Source organism: Actinomadura bangladeshensis (assembly GCF_004348335.1).
GTDB lineage: Bacteria > Actinomycetota > Actinomycetes > Streptosporangiales > Streptosporangiaceae > Spirillospora > Spirillospora bangladeshensis.
On sequence record NZ_SMJW01000206.1, the window covers coordinates 1 to 14,562 of the forward strand.

General features: G+C 74.7%; 11 protein-coding genes. 6 read left to right on the forward strand and 5 right to left on the reverse strand.

Features of this window, described 5'->3' with window-relative positions:
- From E1284_RS30230 to pheT, 4 genes are all read left to right on the forward strand, one after another.
- A partial coding sequence (locus E1284_RS30230; protein ID WP_131943565.1) for an STAS domain-containing protein occupies positions 1-413 on the forward strand: 413 nt, incomplete at its 5' end.
- A 191-nt stretch (positions 414-604) separates the two neighbouring features.
- On the forward strand, positions 605-1,693 hold the full coding sequence (locus E1284_RS30235; protein ID WP_279433084.1) for a sensor histidine kinase: 1,089 nt from the start codon (positions 605-607) through the stop codon (positions 1,691-1,693).
- 138 nt (positions 1,694-1,831) lie between these two features.
- Positions 1,832-2,941: a phenylalanine--tRNA ligase subunit alpha gene (gene pheS / locus E1284_RS30240; RefSeq protein WP_131943567.1), complete on the forward strand. Its 1,110-nt coding sequence runs from the start codon at positions 1,832-1,834 to the stop codon at positions 2,939-2,941.
- Complete coding sequence (gene pheT, locus E1284_RS30245) at positions 2,941-5,418, forward strand: phenylalanine--tRNA ligase subunit beta (RefSeq protein ID WP_131943568.1); 2,478 nt, start codon at positions 2,941-2,943, stop codon at positions 5,416-5,418. The genes pheS and pheT overlap by 1 nt, the downstream gene beginning before the upstream one ends.
- 55 nt (positions 5,419-5,473) lie before the next feature.
- Here pheT and E1284_RS30250 read toward each other — a convergent pair whose 3' ends face one another.
- The 4 genes from E1284_RS30250 to E1284_RS30265 are packed head-to-tail and all read right to left on the reverse strand — an operon-like array spanning position 5,474 to position 10,786.
- Entirely contained in the window at positions 5,474-6,268 is a 795-nt protein-coding gene (locus E1284_RS30250; protein WP_131943569.1) for an ABC transporter permease, read from the reverse strand.
- On the reverse strand, positions 6,265-7,038 hold the full coding sequence (locus tag E1284_RS30255) for an ABC transporter permease (protein WP_131943570.1): 774 nt from the start codon (positions 7,036-7,038) through the stop codon (positions 6,265-6,267). Before E1284_RS30255 ends, E1284_RS30250 begins: the two co-directional genes overlap by 4 nt.
- Positions 7,035-7,982, reverse strand: coding sequence for an ABC transporter ATP-binding protein (locus E1284_RS30260; protein ID WP_131943571.1), 948 nt, complete (start codon positions 7,980-7,982; stop codon positions 7,035-7,037). Before E1284_RS30260 ends, E1284_RS30255 begins: the two co-directional genes overlap by 4 nt.
- Before the next feature lie 56 nt (positions 7,983-8,038).
- Complete coding sequence (locus tag E1284_RS30265; RefSeq protein WP_165965483.1) at positions 8,039-10,786, reverse strand: ATP-binding protein; 2,748 nt, start codon at positions 10,784-10,786, stop codon at positions 8,039-8,041.
- Between the two features lie 295 nt (positions 10,787-11,081).
- Here E1284_RS30265 and E1284_RS30270 point away from each other — a divergent pair, with 295 nt between their 5' ends.
- Positions 11,082-12,698: an ABC-F family ATP-binding cassette domain-containing protein gene (locus E1284_RS30270; RefSeq protein ID WP_131943573.1), complete on the forward strand. Its 1,617-nt coding sequence runs from the start codon at positions 11,082-11,084 to the stop codon at positions 12,696-12,698.
- 71 nt (positions 12,699-12,769) lie between these two features.
- On the forward strand, positions 12,770-13,504 hold the full coding sequence (locus E1284_RS30275) for a DUF7873 family protein (RefSeq protein WP_131943574.1): 735 nt from the start codon (positions 12,770-12,772) through the stop codon (positions 13,502-13,504).
- 420 nt (positions 13,505-13,924) lie between these two features.
- Here E1284_RS30275 and E1284_RS30280 read toward each other — a convergent pair.
- The coding region (locus tag E1284_RS30280) for an ABC transporter permease (RefSeq protein ID WP_131943575.1) at positions 13,925-14,562 on the reverse strand (638 nt) is incomplete at its 5' end.

The following is a 14,562-nucleotide window of genomic DNA, read 5'->3' on the forward strand; positions in this document are numbered from 1 at the left end:
CCCCGCCCGTCCCGGCCGGCGGCCCTGCGGAGGCCGCCGCCGGCCTCGCGGTCGAGGTCGCCCGGGTGCGGGGCGCAACGGCCGTCGTCACGGTGGCCGGCGAGATCGACCTGCGCACGGCCGGCGCGCTCCGCGACCGGCTCGTCGAGCTGCACGGCCGGCTGCCCGCCGCGGGCCCGCGCCGGCTGGTGGCCGACTTCACCGCCGTGCCGTTCTGCGACGCCGCCGGGCTCGGCGCGCTGGTCGCCGCGCGCAACCAGATCGCGGCGGACGGCGGCGAGATCGTCCTCGCCGGGGTCCGGCCCGCCCAGCTGCGCCTGCTGCGCATCACCGGGCTGCACCGGCTGTTCGCGGTCCACGCCGCCGCGGACGACGTCTGGGCCGCCCCCGGGCCGCCCGCCGCGTCCCGGTGACCGCGGCCGTCGGCGCTGGTGAGGCCGCTTGCGGGCAGGGCGGCACCCCGCCCGGAAGGCTACAGAAGCCTTGCCGCGGGGCGGTTTCCGGGTCCCGCAAGGCGGCCGACTCCGGCTAGAGTCTCTTTTCGACAGGCCGCGTTCTCATCGGTGTTCTGGAGGCCGCTGTGGGCGGAGAGGAGTCCCCTCCCGTGGCCGCGCGCGTACCCCGGCAGGGGTCCGGGCCGGCCGCCGAGTGGGACGCCGCCGACGACCTGCCCGACGGGCTGATGGTCGCCGGCCGGGACGCCCGCGTGCTGGTGTTCAACGCCGCCGCCGCGCGGATCACCGGGGTCGCCGCCGAGTCCGCCGTGGGCCGCGACTTCCGCGACGTCCTGCCGCTGCACGACGCCGAGGGCCGCGACTGGTGGAAGTGCCTGGCCCCCTACGACGGGCTGAGCACCCGCACCCGGCACCCCGAGCGGGTGCTGTTCCTGCCCGGCGGCACCGAGGTGCTGGTGACCGCCGCGTACCGGCGCGACGGCGAGCGCCGGGTGCAGCGGTTCACGGTCTGCCTGCGCGACGCCCTGCAGCGCGCCCGGCAGGAGCGCGACCGCGCCGACCTCGTCTCCACCGTGGCGCACGAGCTGCGCTCCCCGCTCACCAGCGTGAAGGGCTTCACCGCGACCCTGCTCGCCAAGTGGCACCGCTTCAACGACGACCAGAAGCGGGTGATGCTGGAGACCGTCAACGCCGACGCCGACCGGGTCACCCGGCTGATCACCGAGCTGCTGGACGTGTCCCGCATCGAGGCGGGCCGGCTGGAGATGCGCCGCCAGGTCGTCGACATCCCCGGCGAGGTCCGCAAGATCATCGCGGGCCGGGTCGCGGCCGGCGAGCCGCAGGACCGGTTCCGCTTCGAGACGCGCGGCGAGCTGCCCGAGATGTGGCTCGACCCCGACAAGATGGACCAGATCCTCGGCAACCTCGTCGAAAACGCGGTGCGGCACGGGGCGGGTACTGTCACCATCGTGGTGGAGCCGGACGCGCACAAGGAGGGGGCCGCCGTGTCGGTACGCGACGAGGGCGAGGGCATCCCGCCCGAGGCCGCCGAGCGCGTCTTCCGGCAGTTCTGGCGCGGCCCCGGCGGCAACCGCCGCGGCGGCACCGGCCTCGGTCTCTACATCGTCAAGGGCCTGGTCGAGGCGCACGGCGGCGTGATCACCGTGCGGCGGGCCCCCGGCGGCGGCGCCGAGTTCCGATTTACCGTGCCCGCAGGGGCCCCCGACTACGCCGGCTGACCGCGGCGCACGCCGCCGGTCGCGCCGGGCACCGGGCCCCTGGACGGGCCAGCGCGTCACGCGCACGCTTTCCGGATCCTCACCGCCCGCGCACTAGACTGCGGGCGTCCCACGCCGACCGGAGTCGATCACACCACCATGTCTGCACCCAACAAGTCCTATGACCCCGTCGAGGTGTCCGCGCTGCAGCCCGAGGAGCTGGACCGGGCCCGTGACGCGGCGCTCGCGGCGATCGCCGCGGCCGCCGACCTCGACGCACTGAAGCAGGTCCGCCTGGCCCACGCCGGCGACCGCTCGCCGCTGGCCCTGGCCAACCGCGAGATCGGCGCGCTGCCGCCCGCCGCCCGCGCCGACGCCGGCAAGCGCATCGGCGCCGCCCGCGGCGCGGTGTCCAGAGCGCTGAAGGAGCGCCAGGCCGAACTGGAGGAGGAGCGCGACCAGCGCGTCCTCGTCGAGGAGACCGTCGACGTCACCCTCCCGTGGGACCGGGCGCCGCGCGGCGCCCGCCACCCGCTGACCACGATGCAGGAGCGGATGGCCGACGTCTTCGTCTCCATGGGCTTCGAGGTCTCCGAGGGACCCGAGGTCGAGGCGGAGTGGTTCAACTTCGACGCGCTCAACTTCCTGCCCGACCACCCGGCCCGCACCATGCAGGACACGTTCTTCGTGGAGTCGGAGGAGTCCGGCCTGGTGATGCGCACGCACACCTCGCCGATGCAGATCCGGTCGCTGCTGTCGCGGGAGCTGCCCGTGTACGTGGTGGCGCCGGGCCGCACCTTCCGCACCGACGAGCTGGACGCCACGCACAGCCCCGTCTTCCACCAGCTGGAGGGCCTCGCCGTCGACGAGGGCCTGACGATGGCCGACCTGCGCGGCGGCATCGACGCGTTCGTCACCGGCATGTTCGGCGAGGGGCTGAAGACCCGGTTCCGGCCGTCGTACTTCCCGTTCACCGAGCCGTCCGCCGAGGTGGACATGCAGTGCTTCGTGTGCCGCGGCGCGTCCGCCGAGCCCGGCGCGGAGCCGTGCCGGACGTGCAGCTCGGAGGGCTGGATCGAGCTGGGCGGCTGCGGCATGGTCAACCCGCGGGTGCTGGTCGCCTGCGGTGTCGACGCGGACCGCTACAGCGGCTGGGCGTTCGGGCTGGGCGTCGAGCGGACGCTGATGTTCCGGCACGGCGTGGAGGACATGTACGACATGGTGGAGGGCGACGTCCGGTTCACCCTCCCGTTCGGGATGGAGATCTGATGCGGGCCCCGCTTTCCTGGCTGCGCGAGTACGTCGAGCTGCCGGCCGGCGTCACGGGCCGGGCCCTCGCCGCCGAGCTGATCGCGGCCGGCCTGGAGGTCGAGACCGTCGAGCGGGCGGGCGCCGACATCACCGGCCCGCTCGTCGTCGGCGAGGTCCTGGCGATCGAGGAGCTGACCGGGTTCAAGAAGCCGATCCGGTACTGCCGGGTGAACGTCGGCGACGCCAACGGCACCGGCGAGCCGCAGAACATCGTGTGCGGCGCCACCAACTTCGCGGTCGGCGACCGCGTCGTGGTGATCCTGCCGGGCGGCGTGCTGCCCGGCGGGTTCCAGATCGGCGCCCGCAAGACCTACGGGCACCTGTCCGAGGGCATGATCTGCTCGGTCAGCGAGCTGGGCATCGGCGAGGACCACAGCGGCATCCTCGTCCTGCCTGCGGACACGCCGGTCGGCGCGGACGCGATCGAGCTGCTCGGGCTGCGCGACGACGTCCTCGACATCGCCGTCACCCCCGACCGCGGCTACGCCCTGTCGATCCGCGGCCTCGCCCGCGAGGCGGCCACCGCCTACGACGTCCCGTTCAAGGACCCGGCCGACGTCGAACTCCCCCCCAAGAACGGGGAGGCCTACCCGGCCGGCATCGGGGACCCGACCGCGTGCGACCGGTTCGTGCTGCGGGAGGTGCGCGGGTTCGACCCGGCCGCGAAGACCCCGATGTGGATGCAGGTCCGCCTGCACCGCGCCGGGATGCGGCCGGTGTCGCTCGCCGTGGACATCACCAACTACCTGATGCTGGAGCTGGGTCAGCCGCTGCACGCCTTCGACCGCGGCAAGCTCACCGGCCCGATCGTGGTGCGGCGCGCCGCACCCGGCGAGAAGCTGGAGACGCTCGACCACGTCGAGCGGACCCTCGACCCCGACGACATCCTCATCACCGACGAGTCGGGGCCGATCTCGATGGCCGGCACGATGGGCGGCCTCGCCACCGAGATCGACGAGCGGTCGGCCGACATGGTCATCGAGGCGGCGCACTTCGACGCGATGGGCACCGCCCGGATGAGCCGCCGCCACAAGCTGCACAGCGAGGCGTCGCACCGGTTCGAGCGCGGCGTCGACCGCGAGCTGCCGCTGTACGCCTCGTACCGGGCCGTCCAGCTGCTCGCCGAGCTGGGCGGCGCGGAGATCGTGCCGGGCGTGACGCACGCCGAGGCGCCGGTCGAGCCGGTCACCGTCACAATGCCCGCCGGGCACCCCGACAAGGTCGCGGGCGTGGCCTACGGGCGGGACGCGGTCGTCCGGCGGCTGGAGCAGGTCGGCTGCGCGGTGGCCGGGGACGACGTCCTGGCGGTGACGCCGCCGTCGTGGCGTCCCGACCTGACCGACCCGAACGACCTCGCCGAGGAGGTCATCCGGCTCGAAGGCTACGAGGACATCCCGGCCCGGGCGCCGCGTCCCGCCGCCGGGCACGGCCTGACCGCCCACCAGCGGCTGCGCCGCCGCGTCGGCCGCGCGCTCGCCGGCGCCGGCTACGTCGAGGCGCTGGCGTTCCCGTTCATCGCCGACAAGGACCTGGACGGCCTGCAGCTGCCCGCGGACGACGCCCGCCGCCGCACGCTGCGCCTCGCGAACCCGCTGTCGGAGCAGGAGCCGCTGCTGCGCACCACGCTGCTGCCGGGCCTGCTGAAGGTCCTCGCGCTGAACGTGGGCCGCGGCTTCGGCGACGCCGCCCTGTTCGAGCTCGGCGTGGTGTTCCGGCCGCGCCCGGACGCCCCGGACCGCGCCCCGCGCCTCGCCGTGGACCGCGGCCCGACGGCCGAGGAGATCGCTTCGGTGGAGGCGGCGCTGCCCGACCAGCCGCACCGGGTGGCGGTCGTGCTGTCCGGCGACCGCGAGCCGTCCGGCTGGTGGGGCGGGGGACGCCCGGCGGTGTGGGCGGACGCGATCGAGGCCGCCCGCACGGTGGCCCGCGAGGCCGGCGTGGAGCTGGCGGTCAGGGCGGACCAGCACGCGCCCTGGCACCCGGGACGCTGCGCCGCGCTGTACGTGGGCGACACTCTGGTCGGCCACGCCGGGGAGCTGCACCCCCGCGTCACCAAGGCGTACGGGCTGCCGCCGCGGTCGTGCGCGATGGAGCTGGAGCTGCGCCGCCTGGGCGGGCCGGTCTCCGCCAGCGCGCCGCACGTGTCGTCCTACCCGGTCGCCACGCAGGACGTGGCGCTGATCGTCGACTCCGCGGTGCCCGCCGCCGAGGTCGAGGCGGCGCTGCGCGACGGCGCCGGCGACCTGCTGGAGGCGATCCGGCTGTTCGACGTCTACACCGGCGAGCAGGCGGGGGAGGGCCGCAAGTCCCTCGCGTACTCGCTGCGGTTCCGCGCCCCGGACCGCACACTGACCGCCGAGGAGGCGTCGCAGGCCCGCGACGCGGCGGTGGCGGCGGCCTCCGACCGCACCGGAGCCGTCCTGCGCGGCGCCTGACGCGGCCCGGACGTGCCCCGGATCCCGTGCGCGGGGTCCGGGGCACGCTCGCGTCTCAGCCCGCGTAGTCGAGGCTGCCGTCGCGGCGGCCGACGGACACGAGCCGGTCCATCGACAGCGCCGCCACCGCGTACCAGCAGGCTCCGACCAGCGCCTCGGTCCCGAGCAGCCCCATGACGCGGCCCGCGGGCGCGCCGCCGAGGATGGCGCGCACCGCCTCCAGCCCGTGCACGACCGGCAGCGCGTGCGCCGCGAACTCCAGCGGCGCGGGCCACACGGCGACGGGGACGTTCACCCCGCCGAACGTCATCACGATCCCGTACGCGACGTTCAGCACCAGCCACTCGACGCCGCGCAGCCGCAGTGCGACGCCCGCCAGCGCGCACCCGTACCCGTAGCTACTGACCAGGATCAGCAGGTCGACCGGCAGGGCGTATCCGGCGCGCGGCCAGGGCAGCGGGACGCCGAGCAGCGGCGGCAGCACCAGCCAGGCGACCGACGAGCTGGTCAGTCCGGTCACGGTCCACTGCAGCCCGCGCCCGAGGTACACCGGCAGGTGCCCGGACGGCGCGATGGCCAGCAGCGGCAGCGTCCCCATGCGCCGCTCACCGGCCAGCGAGATCACCACGATCGTCGACTCCATGCAGGCCAGTACGACGATGTTGCCGACCAGCACGTACCGCATCGTGGCCTCGTCGCCGACGTAGCGGCCCAGCAGCGCGTAGAACGTCGCCTGGCAGAGCAGCCGCACCAGCCACCCGAACGTCCACGTCCGCCAGGTGTAGACGGCGCCCATCTCGGCGAAGCCGAGGATCAGCGACTCCCGGACGATCCGGAGCACGTGCCTCATGCGAACTCCACCATGCCCTCCCGGCGGGAGCGGTCGACGTAGTGCCGCGTCAGCCACAGGCCCGCCGCCATCGCCGCCGCGCCCAGCCCGAGGATCGCCGCGACCGGCCCGAGCCGGCCGCCCGCGTCGCCGCGGACGGCGTCCCGCAGGAGTTCCGCGCTCCACGACAGGAACACCACCCGGCTGAGCGGGTGCAGCCAGCCGGGCAGCGCCGCGACCGGCACGAGGATCCCGCCGAGGATGTAGAACGGGTAGCCGAGCGAGTTCTGCAGGACGTCGCGCGCCCGCGACACCACGAGCACCGCCGACAGCAGCGTCGCGGTCCCGATCGTCGCCAGGCAGGTGACCGCGACCGCGACCGCGAACAGCGCGGGGTCGGCGACCGTCACCACCCGGCCGAACCCGAGCGCCGCGACCAGCCACGACTCCGCGAACGCCGCCGCGCCGACCAGCACCACCATCGCGACCCGCCCGGCCACCACCGGGCCGAGCGGGACGGGCGCCGCGATCATCGGTGCGAACCGCCCGGCCCAGCGGTCCTCGGGGACGATGCGCCCGGCGTAGTCGAGCGCGGCGACCCACAGCCCGATCAGCCCGGGTGCCAGGACGGCGTTCGCCACCGCGTCCGGGCGGTGCGACGTCACCGTCAGCGCGAGCATCGTCGTGGTCTGCATGGGGACGATCAGCAGGATGAGCGCGTGCTCCGGGGCGCGCCGCGACAGCGCGATCTGGAGCAGCACCGCCCACCACATCGCGCGGAGCGTGCTCATACCCGCATCCCCCGGTCGCCGACCGCGCGCAGGTAGACCTCTTCGAGGGTCGGCTCGCCACGCCGGGCGGTGAGGACGTCGCGCTCCAGCAGCCAGGCGAGGACGCGGCGGGTGCCGTCCCGGCCGGCGGTGTGGGCGCGCCACGCCGCCCCGTCCCGGCGCTCGACGCCGGACACGTCCGGCAGCAGCGCCAGGCTCTCGGCGACCGACGGGTCGGGGTGGGTGAAGTCGACGCACTCGTGTTCGCCGAGGAACCGCCCGGCCCGCGCGGTGTCGGCGCTCAGCAGCACCCGGCCGCGGTCGATGAGCGTCACCCGGTCGCACAGCGCGGTGGCCTCGTCCATGTCGTGCGTGGCGAGCAGGAACGTGCGGCCCTCCGCGCGCAGGTCGAGGACGAGCCGCCGGAATGCCCCGGCGGCGACCGGGTCGAGCCCGGACGTGGGCTCGTCCAGGAACAGCACCCGCGGCTCGTGCAGCAGGCCCCGCGCCAGGTGCAGCCGCTGCCGCATCCCGCGCGAGAACCGCTCCACCCGGTCGTCCGCGCGGTCGGCGAGGCCGACCCGCTCCAGCAGCGCGTCGGCGCGCTCGCGGGTGGTGCGGGCGTCGAGCCTGTAGAGGGCGCCCCAGAACAGCAGGTTGCGGCGGGCGGACAGCCGGTCGTAGAGGCCCCGGTCGCCGCCGAGGACGAGCCCGACCAGCGACCGGACGGCGCGGGTGTCGGCGACGACGTCGCGGCCGAGGATCCGCGCCGACCCGCCGGACGGCAGCAGCACGGTGGAGAGGATCTTGACGAGGGTGGTCTTGCCCGCGCCGTTCGGCCCGAGCAGCCCGTGGATCTCGTTCTGCCCGATGGCCAGGGTCAGGTCGTCCAGGGCGACGACGGGGTCCTTGCGCCCGCGCTTGTAGACGCGGCGCAGCCCGGTGGTGTGCACGGCGGCTTCCATGCCTCCGACCGTCGCCGTAAGGAGGGGGCCCGGGCCATAAGGCCGCGGCTTATCTCCTAGGCCAGGCCGCGGTCGCGGGCGGCGGCGACGGCCTCGCCGCGCGAGGAGACGCCGAACTTGGCGAGGATGTGCGAGACGTGGACGCTGGCGGTCTTGGGCGAGATGACCAGCTCCTCGGCGATCTCCCGGTTGGACCGGCCGCGCACCAGCAGCCGCATCACCTCGGCCTCCCGGGCGGTCAGCGGCCCGCCCGACGGCCCGGCCAGGCCCGCGCGGCGGGCCCGCTCGCAGACGCGGCGGGCCAGCGGCGCGGCGCCGAGGTGGGCGGCGATCCCGGCGGCGCGGTCGAGCCGGGCGGCGGCGCCCGCGCGGTCCCCGGCGGCCAGACCGGCGCAGGCCGCGTCGAGCAGCGCCCGCGCGAGCGGATACGGCTGCTCCAGCTCCTCCCACGTCCCGATCACGCTGTCCCAGTCGGCGGGGCCGCCGGTCAGCGCGGTGACAGACGCCCGGTGCGCCGCCGCCACGGGCGTCGCGGCGGGCAGCCGGGCGGCCAGGTCCGCGATCTCGGGGAGGCGCGGGCCGCCGGCGCGGGCGGCGCTCTCCAGCAGCGGCCACAGGAAGCAGGGCTGGACGGTGAGCCGCGGATGGCGCAGCACCGCGTCCAGGGCGGCGCGCGCGGCCGGCCGGTCGTCCTCCGCCAGCCGCCACTCGATGATCATCTGGGCGAGGGGCAGCGCGGTCTGCGGCGGCCCGCCGCCGAGCGGGACGGCGAGGGCCTCCGGGTCGGGTTCCGGGCCGGTGCCGCGCGCCGCCAGCAGCGCGACCCGCCAGATCATCAGCTGGACGCGCAGGGCGGGCCCGTGGTGGCGGTCGAGCCGCCGCCGCAGCGTCTGCGCGGCCTCCTCCCAGCGGCCGAGCCGGTAGAGCGCCTCGACCTCGTTGACCGCGAGCGCCACACCCGCGCTGTGCGCGAGCCCGGCGCGCTCCGCGACGGCGAGCCCCTCGGCGGTGTGCCGCAGCGCCTCGGCGGCCCGGCCCCGGTTCAGCGCGCAGTGCGCCAGCAGGTTGAGCACCCGCGTGAGCTCCCACGGGCCGAGGTCGTCGTGCCGGAGCCGCCGCAGCGCCGCCAGATCGCCGTCGCCGTCGCGCGCCGCCGCGGCCGCCGCGGTCAGCCGCAGCCCGTCCGCGGGGCCGGCGCCCACGGTGCGGGCCAGGTCGAGCCCCTCCCGGCTGAAGCGCTCCCCCTCGCCGGTCTCCCCGTAGACCAGCAGCCGGGCGCTCAGCCGCGCGAGCACGTGGACGCGCGCCGGGGTGGGACGTGCCGCGAGCCGCTCGGCCTCCCGCAGGTCGTCCAGTTCGTCGTCCCGGCCCTGGTATCCGGCCATCATCGCGCGGAGCGCCAGCAGCCGCGCCGCCCGGTCCGGGTCGCGGTCGCGGTCCGTCTCGGCCAGGGCCCGCTGGACGAAGGGGAGCCCGCGGCGGGGATCGCCGAACGCCCCGGCGGCGTCCCCGGCGGCCTCCAGCACCTCGGACCGGGAGAGGCCGGTCAGGGCCTCGGCCGACGGTACCCGGTCCCACAGCTCCAGGACGCGCTCCAGCAGCGCGAGCTGCTCGGCGTAGGCGGTGGCCGCCCGCCGTTCCCCGGCCGCCCGCCATGCGGCGGCCAGGGCCTGCGCGTGGTCACCGCAGCCCTGCCAGTGGACGGCGAGGGCGCTCGCCGGCGCGTCGCTGAGGTGCGGGGAGTGTTCGATGGCCTCGGCGTACCGGCGGTGGAGCGCGGCGCGCTCGCCGGGCAGCAGGTCCTCGTGGACGGCGTCCCGGATGAGCGCGTGCCGGAACGCGTACCCGTCGCCGTCCGCGACGAGCAGGCCGTGGTCGACGGCGTCCCGCAGCGCCGCGCTCAGCCCGGACTCGGGCAGGCCGGCCACCGCCGCCAGCACCGCCGCCAGCAGCGCGTGCCCGACGCGCTCCCCGCCGGCGCTCGCCGCCCGCAGCGCCGCCCGGGACCCCTCCGGCAGCCCGCGGACGCGGCCGAGCAGCAGGTCGCGGAGCGAACCGGGGACCGCCTCGTCCGGGCTGCCGGCGAGCGCCTCCACGAACAGCGGGTTGCCGCCGGCGCGGGCGTGGGCGTCCCGCACGAGGGCGGGGTCGGCGGCGCCGAGGATGCCGCGCACCTGGTCGGCCACCTCGGACCGGGTGAGGGGCGGCAGGTCGACGCGCGTCACGTGGGGGAGGCGGGCCAGTCCGGCGAACAGGGGCCGGGTGCCCGGCTCCTCGGGACGGAAGGTGACGACCGGCAGGACCCGGCCGCGCGGCGGGTTCCGGAACAGGAACGACACCAGGTCCCGTGTCGACCCGTCGGCCCAGTGGGCGTCCTCGATCACCAGGACGACCGGTTCCCGCTCGCCGAGCCGCTCCACCAGCGTCAGGACGTGCTCGAACAGCCGCATCTGGCCGGTGCCGTCGTCGGCCGGCGGGGACGCGGCGGTGAGGCCGGGCATCAGCCGGGCCAGCTCCGGCAGGGCCGGGCCCGGCATCAGCGACGCGACCGCGTCCCGGCCGAGGCGCCGCAGGATCGCGCTGAACGGCGCGTACGGCAGGCTGGCCGCGCCGAGGTCGAGGCACCCGCCGGCCAGCGTGCGCAGCCCCCGTGTGAACTCGGCGACCAGGCGGGTCTTGCCGCCGCCCGCCTCCCCGCCGATGAGGACGGCGGCGGGCCCGCCCGCGCAGGCCCGCGCGTGCGCGCCGCGTAACTCGGCCAGTTCGGCGGCGCGCCCGGCGAACACGGGGCTGACGGTTCCCATCCGCACCAGCATGCCGGGCGCCCCGGCGGAGATCCACCGGAAAAGCTCTTAACGCCACTTGTGTTGCGATTAGCGGCCGGGTAGTCTTGACGCCGTCACATTGCCGCCCGGCAGGGGAGTCCATTGAGGATCTGAGGTCCGACACCGCGCGTATGGCCGTCCTCGGCCCGCGCACGTGACCTCAGAGCGGACCCTCGTCCCGCCGGGCTTTCTCATGCCCGCCGGCGCGTCGCGCGTTCCCGCGGTGTCTCCATGCAGCCCGAAACCATCTCGAAACCCATGGAGACCGCCCTTTATGTCTTTCGCCATCGTGTGCTCGGACCTGTCGTTCGCCTGGCCGGACGGCACCGTCGCCCTGGACGGCCTCGACGCCGCGTTCGGCACCGGCCGGACCGGGCTGATCGGCGTCAACGGCTCCGGCAAGTCCACCCTGCTGCGCATCATCGCCGGTGAGCTGCGGCCCGCGTCGGGCACCGTGGCCGTCGACGGCGAGATCGGCTACCTGCCGCAGAACCTCGTCCTGGACGGCGCCGCCACCGTCTCGGACCTGCTCGGCATCACCGCGACCCGCGCCGCGCTGCACGCCATCGAGCGCGGCGAGGCCACCGAGGAGAACTTCACCGCGGTCGGGGACGACTGGGACGTCGAGGAGCGCGCCCGCGCCGAACTCGACCGGCTCGGCCTGGATCACGTCGGCCTGGACCGGACCGTGCCGACCCTCTCGGGCGGCGAGGCCGTCATGGTCGGGCTCGCGGCGCAGTTCCTCGCCCGTCCGGGCGTCCTGCTGCTGGACGAGCCCACCAACAACCTCGACCTGGACGCCCGCCACCGCCTCTACGACGCGGTCGCGTCCTGGACGGGGGTGCTCGTCGTCGTCAGCCACGACCGGGAGCTGCTCGACCGCGTCGACGAGATCGCCGACCTGCGCGACGGGGCGATCCGGACGTTCGGCGGCAACCTGACCGAGTACGAGGAGCTGCTCGCCGTCGAGAAGGAGGCCGCCGAGCGCATCGTCAGGTCGGCCGAGACCGACCTGCGCCGCCAGAAGCGCGAACTGGAGGAGGCCCACGTCAAACTCGCCCGGCGCAAGCGCTACGGCAACAAGATGTTCGAGAACAAGCGCGAGCCGAAGATCATCATGCAGGAGCGCAAGCGGCAGGCGCAGGTCGCGGCCGGCAAGCACCGCATCATGCACGAGGAGCGGCTCGCCGATGCCCGCACCCGGCTCACCGAGGCGGAGGAGGCGGTCCGCGCGGACGCCGAGATCCGGATCGAGCTGCCCGCCACCCGTGTCCCGGCCGGCCGGACGGTCGTCACGGTGACCGGGCTGACGGCGCCCGAGCCCGAGGTCGGCACGCTCACGGAGCTGATCGTCCGGGGCCCGGAGCGGATCGCGCTGACCGGCCCGAACGGCTCCGGCAAGACGACCTTCCTGCGGGCGCTCACCGGCGAGCGCGTGCCCGACGGAATGGAGGTCAAGATCGGTGTCGACGGCGTCCGCTACCTGCCGCAGCGCCTCGACATTCTGAACGAGGACCTGAGCGTCATCGACAACGTCCGCGCGCAGGCGCCGTCGACCTCGGTGAACGACATCAGGGCCGGCCTGGCCCGGTTCCTGTTCCGAGGCGCCCGCGCCGAGCAGCCTGCCGGCACGCTGTCGGGCGGGGAGCGGTTCCGGGCCGTCCTCGCGTCCCTGCTGCTCGCCGAGCCCGCCCCGCAGCTGCTCCTGCTGGACGAGCCGACGAACAACCTCGACATGGCCAGCGCCGCGCAGCTCGCCCAGGCCCTCGCCGCCTACGAGGGCGCGCTGATCGTGGTCAGCCACGACGTCCCGTTCCTGCGCACCCTCCGCCTCACCCGCCGGCTCCGCCAGGACCGCGCCGCCGGCCTGACCGAGGCGGAACCGATGTAACGGAAAATCAGGTGATCTTGCGATATCACCGCTGCTACGGTCGTGCTCGCGATCGAGGGGAAGTGAACGAGATGCCGACGAGGCTCAACCAGATCATCGCGGTCGAGAAGGGCGTCAAGAGCAAGTCCGTCCAGGACCTGGCGGCGGCGCAGCAGTCGACGCAGAAGGCCCCGCTGCTGTCCGGCATCTCGCGGACCTACCAGCCGAAGGACGAGGACGGCGAGCAGTTGCCGGCCGAGTCCACCCGCGTCCAGGTCACGGTGGAGGGGGTGCTGCGCGACGTGACGCGCTCTCTCACGCGGCTGCTCGACGTCACCGCCACCAAGGACTGGGCGAACTGCACCGCCCGCGCCGACGTGACCGTGGAGGGGACCCCGCTGGTGCGCGACGTGCCGGTCACCTACCTGCTGTTCCTGGAGAAGCAGCTGACCGACCTGCACGCCTTCCTGCGGAAGCTGCCGATGCTGGACGCGGCCGAGACGTGGACGTTCGACCCGTCCACCGACGTGTGGCGCACCGAGCCCGTCCGCACGGTGAAGACCAGGAAGGTGCCGCGCAACCACGTCAAGGCGGAGGCGACCGACAAGCACCCGGCTCAGGTCGAGGTCTACTACGAGGACATCGCCGTCGGCCACTGGACCACGGTGAAGTTCTCCGGCGCCCTGCCCGCCCGGCGGGTCAACGAGCTTCTCGACCGCGTCGAGAAGCTCAAGGACGCCGTGAAGTTCGCGCGGGAGGAGGCCAACGGCGCCGAGGTGACCGACCAGCGCGTCGGCGACGCGGTGTTCGGCTACATCTTCGGCTGAGCCGGGGAGACCCGCGACAACTCAATAGGATCCCCCCGCCGCGCGGGGGGTGCGCGAGGAGCGCAAGCTGAAGCTGAAGCCGAAGCTGATCAGGGTGAGCGTCCAGTGCGGGTTCGAGTCCCGCCCCCGGCACCCGCGCCGGGGTGGCCCAAAGGTAGAGGCAGCCGCCCGCTCAACCTCAGATTCTCGCTCCAAGCTCAGCATTCACCGCCGATCACCGGATCGTGCGGACGCGGACGACACTCCGGAAATGCCGGTTCGAATCCGGCTCGCCCAGCTCGGTGGGCGATGGCGTAACGGGAACGCGCCGGAGCCGTTCAGGATGATCCGCGTCCGCCTGGCGCCGGTGTGCGAAGTGGGCGGTAACCACAGGGGCCCGGGGGATGGCAAAACCTCCGGGCCCCGCACCGTCCGCGCGGATCAGGTCAGGACGCGCTTGGTGAAGGTGCGGGTCGCGGCCCAGGTCAGCAGGACCGTGCCGCCGACGATGGCCAGCAGGAACGCCCACGACGGCATGTGCGGGATGCCGGGGGTGAGCGCGCTCCGCAGCCCCTCGCTCACGTAGACGAGGGGGTTGAACAGGCTCGCGATCTGCAGCCAGCGGATGTTCTCCAGTGCCGACCACGGGTAGTACACGCAGCCGAGCATGGTCATCGGCAGCAGCACCATCGCGAACAGGACCTGGACCTTCTGCGGGTTCATCAGCGTGCCGAGCAGCAGGCCGCCCGCCGCCGACAGCAGCGACCCGGCCACCATCACCAGGATCAGCACCGGCCAGTTGCCGACGTGCACCTCGGGCGCCTGCCCGTCGGCGTGGATGAGCAGCACGGCGGGGAAGACCAGCAGCCCGCCGATCAGCCCCTGCACCGCCGCCGCGATGATCTTCTGGGCGGCCAGCAGCGGGATCGGCACCGGCGCCAGCGCCCGGTCGGTGATCGACTTCTGCCAGGTCAGCTCCATCATCAGCGGGAAGATCACCGCCATCATCGCCTGCATGATGATGGACGAGCCGACCAGGCCCGGCACGAGGATGGTGGAGAACGACGGCCCGCCCGGCC

Bases quoted from the DNA above. Each gene is read 5' to 3' on its own strand.
- pheT (WP_131943568.1), top strand. From the start codon at position 2,941: ATGCGGGCCCCGCTTTCCTGGCTGCGCGAGTACGTCGAGCTGCCGGCC.
- E1284_RS30255 (WP_131943570.1), bottom strand. From the start codon at position 7,038: ATGAGCACGCTCCGCGCGATGTGGTGGGCGGTGCTGCTCCAGATCGCG.
- E1284_RS30250 (WP_131943569.1), bottom strand. From the start codon at position 6,268: ATGAGGCACGTGCTCCGGATCGTCCGGGAGTCGCTGATCCTCGGCTTC.
- E1284_RS30265 (WP_165965483.1), bottom strand. From the start codon at position 10,786: ATGGGAACCGTCAGCCCCGTGTTCGCCGGGCGCGCCGCCGAACTGGCC.
- E1284_RS30270 (WP_131943573.1), top strand. From the start codon at position 11,082: ATGTCTTTCGCCATCGTGTGCTCGGACCTGTCGTTCGCCTGGCCGGAC.
- E1284_RS30275 (WP_131943574.1), top strand. From the start codon at position 12,770: ATGCCGACGAGGCTCAACCAGATCATCGCGGTCGAGAAGGGCGTCAAG.
- E1284_RS30260 (WP_131943571.1), bottom strand. From the start codon at position 7,982: ATGGAAGCCGCCGTGCACACCACCGGGCTGCGCCGCGTCTACAAGCGC.
- pheS (WP_131943567.1), top strand. From the start codon at position 1,832: ATGTCTGCACCCAACAAGTCCTATGACCCCGTCGAGGTGTCCGCGCTG.